Annotated in this window: 2 protein-coding genes; both read left to right on the top strand. The window is 75.7% G+C overall.

Translation table 11 applies throughout. The features are described from left to right. The first annotated feature begins 47 nt into the window (after positions 1-47). Entirely contained in the window at positions 48-11,180 is an 11,133-nt protein-coding gene (locus tag ACFYXM_RS34660) for a type I polyketide synthase (protein WP_389295516.1), read from the top strand. Positions 11,181-11,407: 227 nt separating this feature from the next. Further along, on the top strand, positions 11,408-17,665 hold a 6,258-nt coding region (locus ACFYXM_RS34655), incomplete at its 3' end, for an SDR family NAD(P)-dependent oxidoreductase (RefSeq protein ID WP_389295513.1).

The raw sequence follows: 17,665 nt of genomic DNA, 5'->3' as shown, positions 1-17,665 counted from the left end.
GGCGGAGAACGGTGACGACGGTGACGTCCGGAAGTGGAGACGCGTGGATGAACGGGCCCGGTTCCGAATCAGCCCTGGCACGACTGCTCGCCACGTCCGTACCGTCGCGCCACCGCACCCTGGTCACGGAGCTGGTACGCACCGCCGTGGCGGAGGCGATCCAGGCGGCCCGGCCGGGCACCCCGCACCCCCTGGACGCGTCCGTCCCGCTGGCGGAACAGGGGCTCGACTCGCTCGCGGCGATCGACCTGCACCGGCGGCTGACCGAACGGACCGGCCTCGACCTGCCGGTCGGCCTCGCCTATGACTGTCCCACCCTGCCCGACCTGGCCGACCGGCTGCTCGCCGGTGCCCGGGGCATGGGTGCCCAGGGCCTCGCGGACGGCCTTCCGGACGGCTGGTCGGAGGCACCGGGCGGTGCCGGTCCCGCCGACGAACCCGTGGCCGTCGTCGGTATCGGCTGCCGGTTCCCCGGCGGCATCGACACCCCGGCCGGACTGTGGCGGCTGCTGAGCGAGGGCGGCGAGGTCCTGTCCGGCTTCCCGCACGACCGGGGCTGGGACCTGGAACGCCTCTTCCACGACGACCCCGAGGTGCCCGGCAGCTCCTACGCCCGCGCCGGCGGATTCCTCGACACGGCCACCGACTTCGACGCCGATTTCTTCGGCATCAGCCCGCGCGAGGCCCTCGCCATGGACCCGCAGCAGCGCCTGGTCCTGGAGACGTCCTGGCGCGCCCTGGAGGACGCGGGCATCGACCCCGCCGCGCTGCGCCGCACCCCGGCCGGCATGTTCTTCGGCGCCGAGGTCCAGGAGTACGGGCCGCGCCTGCACGACGCCCCGGACGGCCTCGACGCCCATCTGCTGGCCGGCAACGCCTCCAGCGTCATCTCCGGCCGGGTCGCCTACGTGCTGGGCACCGAGGGACCGGCGGTCACCGTCGACACCGCGTGCTCCGCTTCCCTGGTCGCCGTCCACCTGGCCTGCCGCTCGCTGCGGCAGGGCGAATCCTCGCTGGCGCTCGCCGGGGGCGTGGCCGTGATGGGCGGCCCCGGCGTCTTCACCGCGTTCAGCAGACAGCGCGGCCTGTCCGCGGACGGCCGCTGCAAGGCGTTCGCCGCCGCCGCGGACGGCACCGGTTTCGGCGAGGGCGTCGGTGTCCTCGTCCTGGAACGGCTCTCCGACGCCCGCCGCAACGGACACCACGTCCTCGCCGTCGTCCGGGCCTCCGCCGTCAACCAGGACGGCGCGTCCAACGGCCTCACCGCCCCCAACGGCCTCTCCCAGCAACGGCTGATCCGCCGGGCACTGGCCGAGGCGGGGCTCACCGCCGCCGACATCGACCTGGTCGAGGCGCACGGTACGGGCACCCGGCTCGGGGACCCCATCGAGGCGACCGCGCTGCTCGCCACCTACGGGCAGGGCCGCCCGGCCGGGGCGCCCCTGCTGCTCGGCTCGGTCAAGTCCAACCTGGGCCACACCCAGGCCGCCGCCGGCGTGGCCGGAATGATCAAGGCCATCCTCGCCATGCGGCACGGCCAGGTGCCCGCGACCCTGCACGTCGACGCCCCCAGCCCGCACATCGACTGGTCCTCCGGCGACGTGGAACTCGTCACCGAGGCGCGGACCTGGCCGGACACCGGCCACCCGCGCCGGGCCGGGGTCTCCTCCTTCGGCGTCAGCGGAACCAACGCGCACGTCATCCTGGAGCAGGCCGAGCCCGAGGACTGTTCCGAGGGGGCGGTACCCCCGCCCCGGCCCCCGGCCGTTCCCGTTCCGCTGCCCTTCCCGCTGTCCGCGCGCGGTACGGCCGCCCTGCGCGCCCGCGCCGCCGATCTGCTGCCGCTCGTCGACAGCGCGGAACCCGCCGACCTCGCGCGCGCCCTCGCCACCACCCGCGCCGCCCTGCCCGACCGGGCCGTCCTCGTCGCCGCCGACCGCGCCGAACTGCGCGAGGCGCTCACCGGCCTCGCCTCCGGCACCGTCCCGCCCGCCGGACGGGCACCCGGCGAGCTCGGCCTCCTGTTCACCGGACAGGGCAGCCAGCGCCCCGGCATGGGCCGCGAACTCGCCGCCGTTTACCCCGAGTTCGCCGACGCCCTCGACGACGTCTGCGCCCACTTCGACCTCCAGCTCCCGCACCCCCTGAAGGACGTGCTGTTCGCCGGTCCGGGCACACCCGAGGCGGAGCTCCTGCACCGCACCGAGTACGCGCAACCGGCCCTTTTCGCCGTCGAAGTCGCCCTGTACCGGCTGCTGGAGAGCTGGGGGCTGCGCCCGGACCACCTCGCCGGGCACTCCGTCGGCGAGATCGCCGCAGCCCACGCGGCCGGGGTCCTCACCCTTCAGGACGCCACCATCCTGGTCGCCGCGCGGGGCCGTCTCATGCAGGCACTGCCCGAGGGCGGCGCCATGGTCGCCGTACGCGCCGCCGAGGACGAGGTCGCGCCGCTCCTCACCCCGCGCACCGGCATCGCCGCCGTGAACGGGCCCGCATCCGTCGTCGTCTCCGGCGACGCGGACGACGTGGAGCGCATCGCGGGCGAACTCGCCGCGCGCGGGCACGACACCAAGCGCCTGCGCGTCGGCCGCGCCTTCCACTCGCCGCTGATGGAACCGATGCTGGACGAGTTCCGCCGGGTCGTACGGGTGCTGGACTACGCCGAACCCACCGTGCCGGTGGTGTCCACCGTGACCGGCGGCCCCGTCGGCGGCGAACTGCGCGACCCGGAGTACTGGGTGGAGCACGTCCGGGCCCGGGTCCGTTTCCACGACGCCGTGCGGTGGCTCGCCGAGGCCGGGGTACGGACGTTCCTGGAGGTCGGGCCGGACGCGGTGCTGTCAGCGATGGGCCCGGACTGCCTCGACGCGAACGACGCGCCGGGCACCGTCTTCCTCCCGGTGCTGCGGCGCGAGCGGCCCGAGGCGCGCGAGGCCGTCTCCGCGCTCGCCGCCGCGCACGCCCGGGGTGTCCCCGTCGACTGGGCGCGGCACTTCGCGGGGGAGCCCGCCCACCGCGTCGAACTGCCCGGCTACCCCTTCCAGCGGCGCCGTTTCTGGCTGGAGCCGGGCGCTCCCGTGGACGCGGCCGGACTCGGCCAGGTCGCCGCCGGGCACCCGCTGCTGGCGGCGGCGGTGGCGGTCGGGGCGGAGGGCGTCGTGCTGACCGGGCGGCTCTCCTCCCGTACCCGTCCCTGGCTCGCGGACCACGTCATCGCCGGGCGCGTGCTGATGCCCGGCACCGCCTTCGTCGAACTCGCCCTGCGGGCCGGCGACCATGCCGGCGCCACCGTCCTGGAGGAACTCACCCTCGGCGCACCGCTGGTCCTGGCCCCGGACGAGGACGTCGCCGTCCAGGTGGCCGTCGGCGAACCCGACGACACCGGGCGGCGTACCGTCACCGTCCACTCGCGCGCCGCCGACGGCGCCCCCTGGACCCGGCACGCGGCGGGCACGCTCACCGACACCGCCGTACCGGGTGCCGCCGCGTCGCACGGCGGCCGAGCGGACGGCGGCGGATCGGACAGCGGCGCGTCGGAGGAATGGCCGCCGTCCGGGGCCGAAGCCCTCGACGTCACCGGGGCCTACGCCGACCTGGCCGAGCAGGGTTACGCCTACGGACCCGCGTTCCAGGCCCTGCGCGCCGCCTGGCGGCACGGCGAGCACGTCTACGCCGAGGTCGCCCTGTCCGGGGACGCCGCCGCCGACGCCACGCACTTCGGGATCCACCCCGCGCTGCTGGACGCCGCGCTGCACGCCGCCGATCTCGGCACCCCGCCGCGCGACGGGCTGCTGCTGCCGTTCGCCTGGACCGGCGTCCGCCTGCACGCCACCGGCGCCACCGCGCTGCGGGTACGGATCACCCGCACCGGCGACGACACCCTCGCCCTGCGCCTCGCCGACGCCACCGGCGCTCCGGTGGCCGACATCGATGGCATGACCTCCCTGCCCGTACCGGACGACGACGTCCTCCACGCCGTGCGGTGGACCCCGTACCCCCGGCCGACGACCGCCGCTCCCCTGCGCATCGCCGTTCTCGGCGCCGCCCCGGCCGCGAACGACGTGCCGCGCGACGGCGAGGGCCGCGGCACGGCCGATGCCCCGGGCGCGGACGGCGCACCGCGCGAGGACGCCGTCGCGGACACCCTCGCCCGAGCCCTGGACGCGCTGCTCGACGGCCCCGCACTGGACGCCGTGGTGCACCGCCCGGCCGGTCCGCCGGAGGCCGACGCCGACGACGCGCGCGCCCACGTCCTGCGGGCGCTGCGCCTGCTGCGCGTCTGGCAGTCCGACGAACGGCTGGCCGGCACCCGCCTCGTGGTCGTCACCCCGCCCGACAGCCCCGCGCACGCCGGGGTGCGCGGACTGGTCCGATCCGCCCAGGCGGAGAACCCCGGCCGCTACGTCCTCGTCGAGCACGACTCCCTGCCCTCCGAGCCCGAACTCCGCCGGGTGCTCGCCACCGGCGAACCCGAACTCTCCCTCGCCGACGGGCGGTTCGCCGTGTCCCGGCTGGCCGCCGAACCGGCCGCCCGGCCCCGGCACGACGCCGACTGGGGGACGGTCCTCATCACCGGTGGCACCGGCGGACTCGGCGCCCTGCTCGCACGCCACCTGGTGCGTGCCCACGGCGTGCGCCGACTGGTGCTCGTCGGCCGTCGCGGCCACGCGTCCGGCCTGCGCGCCGAACTGGCCGCGCTCGGTGCCGAGACGACGGTCGCCGCCTGCGACGTCGGCGACCGGGAGGCACTGCGCGTCCTGCTGGACCGCCACCCCGTCGACTCCGTGATCCACGCCGCGGGCACCGTGCGCGACGGCATCGTGGAGAGCCTCACCGACGCCATGGTCGACGAGGTCTTCCACGCCAAGGCGGCGGGCGCCTGGCACCTGCACGAACTCACTCTCGGCCGGGAACTCTCCCACTTCGTGCTGTTCTCCTCGCTCGCCGCCGTCCTCGACGGGCCGGGCCAGGGCAACTACGCGGCCGCCAACGCCTATGTGGACGCGCTCGCCGCCCATCGCGCGGCCCGCGGGCTGCCGGCCACGGCCCTCGCCTGGGGCCTGTGGGACACCGGCACCGGTATGGGCGCCGCCCTGGACACCGCCGCCCTGGAACGCGTGGCCGCCACCGGTGTACCGGGACTGTCCGCCGAGGAATCGCTGCGCCTCTTCGACGCGGCCGTACGCTCCGACCGGCCCCACCTCGTCCCCGTACGGATCGACGCCCCCGTCGTGCGCCGCCGCCCCGACGGCGTACCGCCGCTGCTCAGTGCCCTCGTCCGGCCCGTCACCCGCCGGGCCGCCGCCTCCGAGCCCCACCGGGAGAAGGAAGGACTGGAGGCACTGCCCGCCGCCGAGCGCGAACGCGCCCTGCTGAACCTGGTACGCACCGAGGTCGCGGCGGTGCTGCGGTACGACGCCCCCTCCGCCATCGACCCCGGACGGGCCTTCACCGAACTCGGCTTCGACTCGCTGGCCGCCGTCGAACTGCGCAACCGGCTCAACACCGTGACCGGGCTGCGCCTGCCCGCCACCCTCGTCTTCGACCACCCCACCTCGCGCGCTCTCGCCGATCACATGCACGACACCCTCTTCGGTGCTGCCGAGCGGTCGTCGGCGGAGCCCGCGCCCACCGCCACCGGGCGGCGCCCCGCCGACGGCGACGACCCGATCGTCATCGTCGGCATGAGCTGCCGGTACCCGGGCGGAGTGCGCTCCCCGGAGGACCTGTGGCGGCTCGTCGCCGACGGCGTCGACACGGTCGGTCCCTTCCCGGCCGACCGCGGCTGGGAAACCGAGGCGCTGTACGACCCCGAGCCCGGCACCCCCGGCCGCACCTACACCCGGGAAGGCGCCTTCCTTTACGACGCGGCCGACTTCGACGCCGATTTCTTCGGCATCAGCCCGCGCGAGGCGGTCGCCATGGACCCGCAGCAGCGGCTGCTGCTGGAGGTGTCCTGGGAGGCGCTGGAGCGTTCCGCCATCGATCCGGCGGCGCTGCGCGGCTCGCGCACAGGTGTGTTCGCGGGCGTCATGTACCACGACTACGGCAGCTGGCTGACCGAGGTGCCGGACGACCTCGCCGCCTACCTCGGCAACGGCAGCCTGGGCAGCGTCGTCTCCGGCCGGGTCGCGTACGCCCTGGGGCTGGAGGGCCCGGCCGTCACCGTCGACACCGCCTGCTCCTCCTCGCTGGTCACCCTGCACCTGGCCGCGCAGGCGCTCCGGCAGGGCGAGTGCGACCTGGCGCTGGTCGGCGGTGTCACCGTCATGTCCACCCCGGACACCTTCGTCGACTTCTCCCGGCAACGCGGTCTGGCCGCCGACGGCCGCTGCAAGTCGTTTGCCGCGGCGGCCGACGGCACCGGCTGGGGCGAGGGCGTCGGCATGCTCGTCGTCGAACGGCTCTCCGACGCCCGCCGCAACGGCCACCGGGTCCTGGCCGCGGTCCGCGGTTCCGCCGTCAACTCCGACGGCGCGTCCAACGGGCTGACCGCCCCCAACGGCCCCTCCCAGCAGCGCGTCATCCGTGCCGCGCTCGCGGCCGCCCGTCTCGCCCCGGCCGATGTCGACGCGGTCGAGGCGCACGGCACCGGCACCACCCTCGGCGACCCGATCGAGGCACAGGCGCTGCTGGCCACGTACGGCCAGGACCGGCCGGGCGCCGAACCCCTCTGGCTCGGCTCCGTCAAGTCGAACATGGGCCACACCCAGGCCGCCGCCGGGGTCGCCGGAATCATCAAGATGGTCATGGCGATGCGGCACGGCACCCTGCCCCGCACCCTGCACGTCGACACGCCCTCCCCCCAGGTCGACTGGGCGGCGGGCGCGGTACGCCTGCTCACGGAGGAGCGGCCCTGGCCGGGGGCGGCGGACCGTCCGCGCCGGGCGGGGGTGTCCTCGTTCGGGATCAGCGGCACCAACGCCCATGTCATTCTTGAGGAGTTCGAGGAGTTCGAGGAGTTCGAGGGGGAGCCGGCCGGGACGGGGCCGCGGACCGCCGGTCCGGACGCCGACGGGCACGACGGTGCGGGAGCGCACCCACTCGCCACGCCGCCCGTACTCGCCCTTCCGGTCTCCGCCCGCTCGCCCGAGGCCCTGCGCGGCCAGGCGGCCCGCCTGCGGGAACTGAACGGCACCGCAGCCGCCGAACTCGGCCTCGCCCTCACCACCACCCGCACCACCCACCCGTACCGCGCCGTCGTCCTCGCCACCGACGAACGGCGGGTCGACGAGGGCCTGGACGCCCTCGCCCACGGGCACGAGGCACCCGGCCTGCTCGTCAGCGGTTCCGTCACCGACGGCACCCTGGCCTGTCTGTTCTCCGGGCAGGGCGCCCAGCGGCCCGGCATGGGCCGGGACTGGTACGGCACCTTCCCGGTCTACGCCGAGCACTTCGACCGCACGGCCGAACTCTTCGCCGAGCACCTGGAACGGCCGCTCGCCGAAGTGGTCCTCGGCGACCACCCCGAGGTACTGGAACGGACCGCCTACACCCAGGCCGCCCTCTTCACCACCCAGGTCGCCCTCTATCGGCTGCTGGAGTCCTTCGGGCTGCGGCCCGACTGGCTGGCCGGCCACTCCGTCGGCGAGTTCGCCGCCGCGCACGTCGCCGGTGTGTGGTCGCTCCGGGACGCCGTCACCGCCGTCGCGGCGCGCGGCAGGCTCATGCAGGCGCTGCCGGAGGGCGGTGCGATGACCGCCGTCCAGGCCGCCGAGGAGGAGGTGCGGCCGCTGCTGGACGAACGGTGCGACCTCGCCGCGGTCAACGGCCCGCGCGCCGTGGTCGTCTCCGGGGACGAGGACGCCGTCGCCGCCGTCGCCGCGCACTTCGCCACCACCCGGCGACTGCGCGTCTCGCACGCCTTCCACTCGCCGCGCATGGAACCCGTGCTGGACGAGTTCCGCCGGATCATGGCCGCCCTGCCGGCCGGGGAACCGGCCCTGCCGATCGTCTCCACCCTCACCGGCGCCCGGGCCACCGCCGCCGAACTCGGCTCCGCCGACTACTGGGTACGGCACGTACGGGAGACCGTCCGCTTCGCCGACGCCGTGGGGACGCTGGCCGCGCAGGGCGCCGACACCTTCCTCGAACTCGGCGCCGCCCCTGTTCTGACGGCCCTCGGCCCGGACTGCCTCCCGGACGCGGATGCCGAGGAGGCCGCGTTCGTCCCCACCGCCCGCAAGGACACCGCCGAGGTGCCCGGTCTGCTGGCCGCCCTGGCCGCCGTGCACACCCGCGGTTCGGATGTCGACTGGTCGGTCCTCTACGACGGCCTTCCCGGGCACCGCGACGAACCCGGGCGTCACGTCGAAGCGGGGCGTCGCGACGAACCCGGGCGTTGTGTCGAGCTGCCCACCTACGCCTTCCAGCACCGCCGTTACTGGCTGCCCACGTCCACCGCCACCGCCAAGGGCGACGCCGCCGGTCACGGTCTCGCGGCCGTCGACCACCCCTTCGTCAGCGCCCGCCTCGACCTGCCGGGCGACGGCGGAACCCTGCTCACCGGCCGGATCTCCACCGCCACCCACCCGGCGCTCGCCCAGCACGCCGTGCTCGGCTCGGTGCTGGTGCCCGGCGCCGCCCTCGTCGATCTCGCCCTGTACGCGGGTGGGTTGACGGGACGCCCGGTGCTGGAGGAACTCACCCTCCAGGCCCCGCTGGCCCTGCCCGGGAACGGTGCCGTACGGATCCAGGTCGCGCTCCGGCCCGACGGCGGTGTGGAGATCCACTCCCGGCCCGCCGACGCGCCCGAGGACGAGAGCTGGACCCGGCACGCCACCGGCACCCTCACCGCCACCGGCCCCGCCTCCGAACCTCCCGCGTCCTCCGTCCCGTCCGCCGCCTGGCCGCCGCCGGGTGCCGTGCCGCTCGACACCGACGGCCTCTACGAGCGGCTGCGCGGCGAGGGCTACGACTACGGCCCCGTCTTCCAGGGTGTACGGGCCGCCTGGCGGCACGGCGACACGGTCCTCGCCGAACTCGAACTGCCCGCCGACACCCGGCAGGACGCCGCCCGGCACGCCCTGCACCCCGCGCTGCTGGACTCCGCCCTGCACACCACCGCCCTCGCCGACGCGGATGCCCGCGACGCGGTACCGGACGGCACGATCGCCCTGCCGTTCGCCTGGACCGGCGTCACCGTGCACGGACGGCCGTCGTCCCGTACCGCCCCGTCCCGCACGGCCGGCCCCTCCCGCACAGCCGCCCGGGTCCGCGTCACCCGGGGCGAGCAGGGCATCCGGCTCGATCTGACGGACACCGAGGGCAGGCCGCTGGCCACCGTCGCGTCCTACGTCACCCGCCCCGTCACCGCCGACCGGCTCACCGGGCGGCAGCGTTCCCTGTACGTCGTCGAGGACGCACCGCTCCCCGGGTCCGCCGGCCGCCCCGAGCGCCGCACCTGGGCCGTGCTGGGCCCGGACGACCTCGGACTCGGCGCCCCGCACCACCCCGAACCGGCCGCGATCGACGGCCCGACACCCGATGTCGTCGTCCTTCCGGTGCACATCTCGGACATCGCCGACGGGGACGCCGACGGCGTACGGGTGCCCGGGGCCGTGCGTACCGCGCTGAACACGACGCTCTCGACCCTCCGGGCCTGGCTGGACGACGAACGCCGGGCCGGTTCCACGCTGCTGGTGCTCACCGAGGGGAGCCTCGCCGACGCCGCCGTGCACGGACTGGTGCGGGCCGCGCAGGCCGAACACCCGGGCCGGATCGTCCTCGTCGGCCGGACCGGGCCCGGCAGCCCCGTCCCGGACCGCGCGGCGCTGGCCGCCGTCCTCGACTCCGGTGAACCGGAGGTGCGGTGGCGGGACGGCCGCGCCCACGTCCCTCGCCTGGTGCGCGCCGGGGAACCGGACGCGCCGCGCACCGGGCGCCCCTGGGGCACCGTCCTGATCACCGGCGGCACCGGCGGACTCGGCGCCCTGGTGGCCCGGCACCTGGTGACCCGGCACGGCGTCACCCGCCTGGTCCTGGCGGGCCGTCGCGGACCCGCCGCCCCGGGCGCCGACGAACTGCGCGCGGATCTGGCCGACCTGGGCGCCCACGCCGATGTCGTCGCCTGCGACGTCGCCGACCGTACGGCGCTCGCCGCGCTGCTGGCCGCCCACCCCGTCGACAGCGTCGTGCACACCGCGGGCGTCCTGGACGACGGACTGGTCACCTCGCTCGGCCCCGAACGCCTGGACACGGTCCTGCGCCCCAAGGCGGACGCCGCCTGGCACCTGCACGAGCTGACCCTCGACCGGCCGCTGTCCCACTTCGTGCTGTTCTCCTCCGCAGCGGGCACCATCGACGCATCGGGCCAGGGCAACTACGCCGCCGCCAACGTCTTCCTCGACGCCCTGGCAGCCCACCGCGCCGCACGGGGCCTGCCGGCGCTCTCCCTCGCCTGGGGCCTGTGGGCCGGCGGCGGCATGGGAGCCGGCCTCGACGAGAGCGGCGCCCGGCGTATCGAACGGTCCGGCATCGGCGCCCTCGACCCGGACGAGGGTCTCGAACTCTTCGACGCCGCCGTGGCGTCCGGCCGCCCCGCCCTCGTGCCGGTCCGGCTGGACACCGCCGTGCTGCGCCGCCGGGGCGACGACGTACCCCCGGTGCTGCGCACCGTGGCCGGTGTCACCGCCTCCGCCGCACGGGACGAACGGGCCCGCGGCCTCGGCGAGCGCCTGGCCGCCCTGCCCGCCGCCGACCACGAGCACACCGTGCTTCAGGCCGTCCGTACCGAGGTCGCCGCCGTCCTCGGCCACGACGGACCCGCCGCGGTCGGGCCTCGGCGCGCCTTCACCGAGCTGGGATTCGACTCGCTCGCCGCGGTCGAACTGCGCAACCGGCTCAACGCGATCAGCGGACTGCGCCTGCCGTCGACGCTCGTCTTCGACTACGCCACTCCCGTGGCGCTGGCGGGCCATCTGCTCGAACGGCTCGCCCCGGACGACGGCACCGGCACCGGTCCGGCACCCGCCGACCCGAGGGGCGACGACGAGGTGCGGGCCCTCATCGGCCGCATCCCGATCGCGCGTATCCGCGACGCCGGACTGCTCGACGGACTGCTGAGACTGTCCGAACCGGCCCCGCCCGTAGGGCCCGCCGCCGACCGGGTCATGGACATCAGGTCCATGGGCGTGGCCGATCTGGTGCGCGCCGCGCTGAACCGCACCAGCCCCGAGTGAGACCGCTCCGGTGCCGGACCGCGCGGACCACGCGCCGCGTCCGGTACCGGCCGTACATCCGGCCCGTACGACCGCCCCCGTACGGCCGGAGCACCTCAGCCGTACCTCCGCAGCACCTCCAGCGCGTCACCGCACATCCGCACCGCACATCCGCACCGCACATCCGCACCGCGTCACCCGCACCGCGTCACCAGCGCCGCCGAGTCAGCTAGGGAGCGACACCGACCGTGGACACATCCGTCGAGCAGATCGTCGAGGCGCTGCGCGAGGCCATGCTCGAGAACGAGCGGCTGCGCCGAGAGAACGACCGGATCGCCGAAGCGGCGCACGAGCCCGTGGCCGTCGTCGCCATGAGCTGCCGCTACCCCGGCGGCGTCGGCACGCCCGAACAGCTGTGGCAGCTGGTCGATGCCGGAGTGGACGCCGTGGGCGACTTCCCGGACGACCGGGACTGGGACGTCGACGCCATCTACGATCCCGACCCCGACGCCCCCGGCAGGACCCATGTGCGCGAGGGCGGATTTCTCCACGACGCGCCGCGGTTCGACCCGGGCTTCTTCGGTATCAGCCCGCGCGAGGCCCTCGCCATGGACCCGCAGCAGCGGCTGCTGCTGGAGACCGCCTGGGAGGCGTTCGAACGCGGCGGCATCGACCCGCACGCCCTGCGCGGCAGCCGCACCGGCATCTACGCCGGGGTGATGTACCACGACTACGGCAGCTGGCTCACCGACGTACCGGAGGGCGTCGAGGGCTACCTCGGAAACGGCAACCTCGGCAGCGTCGCCTCCGGCCGCGTCTCCTACACGCTCGGCCTGGAGGGCCCCGCCGTCACCGTCGACACCGCCTGCTCCTCCTCGCTGGTCGCCCTCCACCTGGCCGTGCAGGCCCTGCGCACCGGCGAGTGCGCCCTCGCCCTGGCCGGGGGCGTGACCGTGATGTCCACCCCGGACACCTTCATCGACTTCTCCCGCCAGCGCGGGCTCGCCCTGGACGGCCGCTGCAAGTCCTTCGCCGAGGGCGCCGACGGCACCGGCTGGGGCGAGGGCGCCGGCATGCTCCTGCTGGAACGGCTCTCCGACGCCCGCCGCAACGGCCACCGCGTCCTCGCCGTCGTCCGCGGCACCGCCGTCAACCAGGACGGTGCCTCGAACGGGCTGACCGCGCCCAACGGCCCCTCCCAGCAACGTGTCATCCGCGCCGCGCTCGCCGACGCCCGCCTGGAACCCCGCCAGGTGCACGCCGTGGAGGCGCACGGCACTGGCACCCCGCTCGGCGACCCCATCGAGGCGCAGGCGCTGCTCGCCACGTACGGGCAGGACCGGTCGGCCGGCGAACCGCTGTGGCTGGGCTCGGTCAAGTCCAACATCGGGCACACCCAGGCCGCCGCCGGGGTCGCGGGCGTCATCAAGATGGTGATGGCCATGCGCCACGGCAGACTGCCGAGGACGCTGCACGCCGAACACCCCACCACCCGGGTCGACTGGGAGTCCGGCGCCGTCGAACTGCTCGGCGAGGCCCGCGACTGGCCGGACACGGGGGAGCCCCGCCGCGCCGCCGTGTCCTCCTTCGGCATCTCCGGCACCAACGCCCATGTCGTCGTCGAGGCGGTCCCCGACCCCGAGCCCCGCACCGAGGAACCGGTCCGGGACCGGCCGCTGCCGCTGGTGCTCTCCGCCCGGGACGAACCGGCCCTGGCCGCCCAGGCGCGCCGCCTCCTCGACCACCTGGAGACCGGCGCCGACCTCGTCCCCGACATCGCCTACGCCCTGGCCACCACCCGCGCCGCCCTGGACCGGCGGGCCGTCGTCGTCGGCGCCGACCCGGCCGCGATCACCGCGCGGCTCGCCTCCCTGGCCGAGGACGATCCGGCGTCCGACGTGGTGCGCGGCGCACCGGCGGGGGAGTCCCGCATCGCGTTCGTCTTCCCCGGGCAGGGCTCCCAGTGGACCGGCATGGCCGCCGAACTGCTCGACGGTTCACCGGTGTTCGCGGCGGCCATGGCCGACTGCGCCGAGGCGCTCGCCCCCTTCACCGACTGGGACCTCGTCGAGACCGTGCGGGAACGCCGCCCCATGGAGCGGGTGGACGTGGTCCAGCCCGCGCTGTGGGCGATCATGGTGTCGCTGGCCGAGGTGTGGCGTGCGCACGGGGTGCGGCCCGCCGCCGTCATCGGCCACTCCCAAGGCGAGATCGCCGCCGCGTGCGTGGCAGGCGCGCTGAGCCTGTCCGACGGGGCCCGCGTGGTGGCCCTGCGCAGCCGGGCCATCGCGGAAGTGCTCTCCGGACCCTCCGATTCCGGGGCCGTTCCCGGGAGCGGTGCCTCCGGGCCCACCGCCTCCGGGCCCACCGCCTCCGGGCCCACAGGTTCGGGTCGTGGCGCCTTCGGCCGCGGCGGCATGATGTCGGTGGCGCTGCCCGAGTCCCGGGCGCGCGAACTCGTCGCCGCCCACGACGGGCGGGTCGCCGTGGCGGCGGTCAACGGCGCCTCGTCGGTGGTGCTCTCCGGGGACGCCGACGTACTCGACGCGCTGCGCGAGACGATCGTCGCGGACGGCGGCCGGGCCAAGCGGCTGCCGGTGGACTACGCCTCGCACTGCGCCCACGTCGAGTCGGTCCGCGAACGGCTGCTCGCCGACCTCGCCGGCGTACGGGCGCGGGCGGCCGACGTACCGTTCTACTCCACCGTCACCGGCGCCGTGCTGGACACCACCGCGCTGACCGCCGACTACTGGTACACGAACCTGCGCCGGAGCGTGCTGTTCGAGCCGACCACCCGGGCGCTGCTCGATTCCGGATACGGGATCTTCGTCGAGTGCAGCCCGCACCCGGTGCTGCTGAACAGCATCGAGGAGACCGCCGACGCCGTGGGCGCGACCGTCACCGGGCTGGGCTCGCTGCGCCGCGACGACGGCGGGGCCGAGCGCCTGCTCACCTCGCTCGGCGAGGCGTTCGTGGCGGGTGTCCCGGTCGACTGGTCGGCGGTGTTCACGGGCATGCCGGTGCGCGCCGCCGATCTGCCCACGTATCCCTTCCAGCGCGAGCGCTACTGGCTGGGCCGGTCCGCGGTCTCCGGCGACGTCACCGCCGCCGGGCTGCGGGCCACCACCCATCCGCTGCTGGGCGCGGCGGTCCAGGTCGCCGGGGGCGGCACCCTGTTCACCGGCCGGCTCTCCGTGTCCACCACGCCCTGGCTGGCCGACCACGCGGTCTCGGGCACCCCCCTGCTGCCCGGCACCGCGCTGGTGGAGCTGGCGCTGAGCGCGGGCCACGAGCTCGGGTACGGGCACGTCGCCGAACTCACCCTCCAGGCACCACTGATGCTGCCCGGCCGGGCGGCGGTCCAGTTCCAGGTGCACGTGGCCGCCGCCGACGAGGACGGCCACCGCGCGCTGACCGTCCACTCCCGCCCTGAGGGCGCCGACGACATCGAGTGGACCGCACACGCCACCGGGCTGCTCGCCCCGCGGACCGCCCCGCCCGGCTTCGACCTCGCGCAGTGGCCGCCCCGGGGCGCGGAACCGGTGCCGGTGGACGACGCCTACGACACGCTGGCCGCGCTCGGCTACGACTACGGGCCCGCCTTCCAGGGCCTGCGCGCGGTCTGGCGGCGTGGCGACGAGACCTTCGCCGAGGTCGAACTCCCCGGTGAGGCAGGTGCGTTCGGCCTTCATCCGGCCCTGTTCGACGCGGCCCTGCACGCCGACGGCCTGCGCACGGCCCCGCCGGACACCGACGGCCCCGGCGCGCGGGCAACGGCCCGGCTGCCCTTCGTCTGGACCGGCGTGTCGTTGTACGCGTCCGGGGCCGCCGCCCTGCGGGTCCGCATCCGGGGCGGCGACACGCTCTCCCTGGACCTGGCCGACCCGACCGGCGCGCCGGTCGCCGCAGTGGAGGCCCTGGTCTCCAGGCCGGTCGACCCGGCGGCGCTGACCTCCCCGGTCCGGGACGACGACCTGTACCGGCTGGGCTGGCAGGCGCTGCCCGTACCGGTGGTGGACGCGCCCGCGTACGCCGTTTTGGACGAGCGGGGCACGGCCGCGGCGGACGCCGTGCCGGACTGGGTGGTCCTGCCGGTGAGCGGTGACGGCGGCGACCCGGTGGGCGGGGTGCGCGCGGTGACCGGGCGGGTCCTCGCCGCCGTGCGCGACTGGCTGGCGGACGAGCGTACGGCCGGGGCCCGGCTGGTGGTCCTGACCGGCGGCGCGGTCGCCACCGGCGCGGAGGACGTCACCGACCTGGCGGGCGCCGCCGTATGGGGCCTGGTCCGGGCGGCCCAGGGCGAACACCCCGACCGCTTCGTCCTGGTGGACGCCGTCGCCCACGACGGCGGCGGCGAAAGTGCCTCCGGCCCGGGCGTCTTCGCCACCGACCGGGTCACCGAGGCCGTGCGCGCCGCCGCGGCGAGCGGCGAACCGCAACTGGCCCTGCGCGGGGGCACCGTACGGGTACCCCGGCTGGCCCGTGCCGCCGTACCGGGAACGGCCGCCGTACCCGCTTTTGACGGCCCCGCGCCGGATCCTCACGGCACCGTGCTCGATCCTCATGGCACCGTGCTCATCACCGGCGGCACGGGAGTGCTCGGTGCCGTGGTCGCCCGGCACCTGGCCACCGAGCACGGCGTGCGCCGTCTCGTCCTGGCCGGCCGCAGCGGCACCGCCTCCGACGACTTCGGCGATCTCGCCGAACGCGGCACCGAGGTCGTCGTCGCCCGCTGCGACGCCGCCGAACGCGACCAACTGGCCGCGCTGCTGGCCGACATGCCCGCGGAGCGCCCGCTGACCGCGGTGATCCACCTCGCCGGAGTCCTGGACGACGGACTGGTGACCGATCAGACCCCCGAGCGACTGGACGCCGTCCTGCGGCCCAAGGCGGACGCCGCCTGGAACCTGCACGAGCTGACCCGTGACCTGGACCTGTCGGCGTTCGTCCTCTTCTCCTCGGCCGCGGGCACGATCGACGGCGCGGGCCAGTCCGGGTACGCCGCCGCCAACGCCTTCCTCGACGGCCTGGCCGCCCACCGCGCCGCCCAGGGCCTGCCCGCGCTCTCCCTCGCCTGGGGCTTCTGGGAGCAGCGCACCGGGATGACCGCCCACCTCACCGACGCCGACGTGGAGCGCATGGCACGTGCCGGGGTCCGGCCCCTGCCCACCGAGGAGGGGCTGAGGCTGCTGGACGCCGCGCTCGCCGCCGACGTACCGCTGCTGCTGCCCGTCGGCCTGGACCCGCGCGCCCTGCGCGGTGCCGACGACGTCCCGGCCGTGCTGCGTGCTCTGGTGCCCGCGCCCGTCCGTCGTACCGCGGCCTCCCGCGCCACCGCCGTCTCCGCCGCCGATCGGCTGGCAGCCCTCGGCGCCGCCGAACGCGACGCGGCGCTCACGGAGCTGGTCCGCACCCATGTCGCGGCCGTCCTCGGGCACGGCGCGGACATGGTGCTCGACCCGCGCCGCTCCTTCCGCGAGGCCGGTTTCGACTCGCTGACCGCAGTCGAGCTGCGCAACCGCCTCGGCAACGCCGTCGGCCTCCGGCTGCCCGCCACCCTCGTCTTCGACCACCCCGACGCCGAGGCCCTGGTCAGGTACCTGAAGACGGAACTCTTCGGCGCGGACCCCGAGGACGCCGAGGTCTCCACCGGGATCGGTGCCGTCGTCCCCGGGGCGGCTTACGAACCGGACGAGCCGGTGGCGATCGTCGGCATGGCCTGCCGCTACCCCGGCGGCGTCACCACGCCCGAGGAACTGTGGCGGCTCGTCGCGGACGGCGTGGACGGCATCGGCGCGTTCCCCGACGACCGGGGCTGGAACCTCGACACCCTGTACGACCCGGAGCCCGGCAAGCCCGGCCACTGCTCCACCCGCGCGGGCGGATTCCTCTACGACGCCGCCGACTTCGACCACGACTTCTTCGGCATCGGCCCCCGCGAGGCCCTCGCCATGGACCCGCAGCAGCGGCTGCTGCTGGAGGCCTCCTGGGAGGCGCTGGAACGGGCCGGCATCGACCCGCACTCCGTGCGCGGCAGCCGCACCGGCGTCTTCGCCGGGGTGATGTACCACGACTACGGCAGCAGGCTGCGCGACGTCCCCGAGGCCGTACGCGACTACCTCGGCAACGGAAGCCTCGGGAGCATCGCCTCCGGCCGCATCGCCTACACCCTGGGTCTGGAGGGTCCGGCGCTCACCGTGGACACGGCCTGTTCCTCGTCGCTGGTGGCGCTGCACCTGGCGGCGCAGGCACTGCGGCGGGGGGAGTGCGGCCTGGCCCTGGCCGGTGGCGTGTCCGTGATGTCGACCGTCGACACGTTCGTGGACTTCAGCAGGCAGCGCAACCTCGCCACCGACGGCCGCGCCAAGTCCTTCGCCGAGGCGGCGGACGGCACGGCGCTGTCCGAGGGCGTCGGTGTGCTGGTGTTGGAGCGGTTGTCGGATGCGCGGCGGTTGGGTCATCGGGTGTGGGCGGTGGTGCGGGGTTCGGCGGTGAATCAGGATGGT

This window comes from Streptomyces sp. NPDC002476, assembly GCF_042889785.1.
Lineage (GTDB): Bacteria > Actinomycetota > Actinomycetes > Streptomycetales > Streptomycetaceae > Streptomyces.
This window is presented reverse-complemented; position numbering and strand designations above follow the sequence as displayed.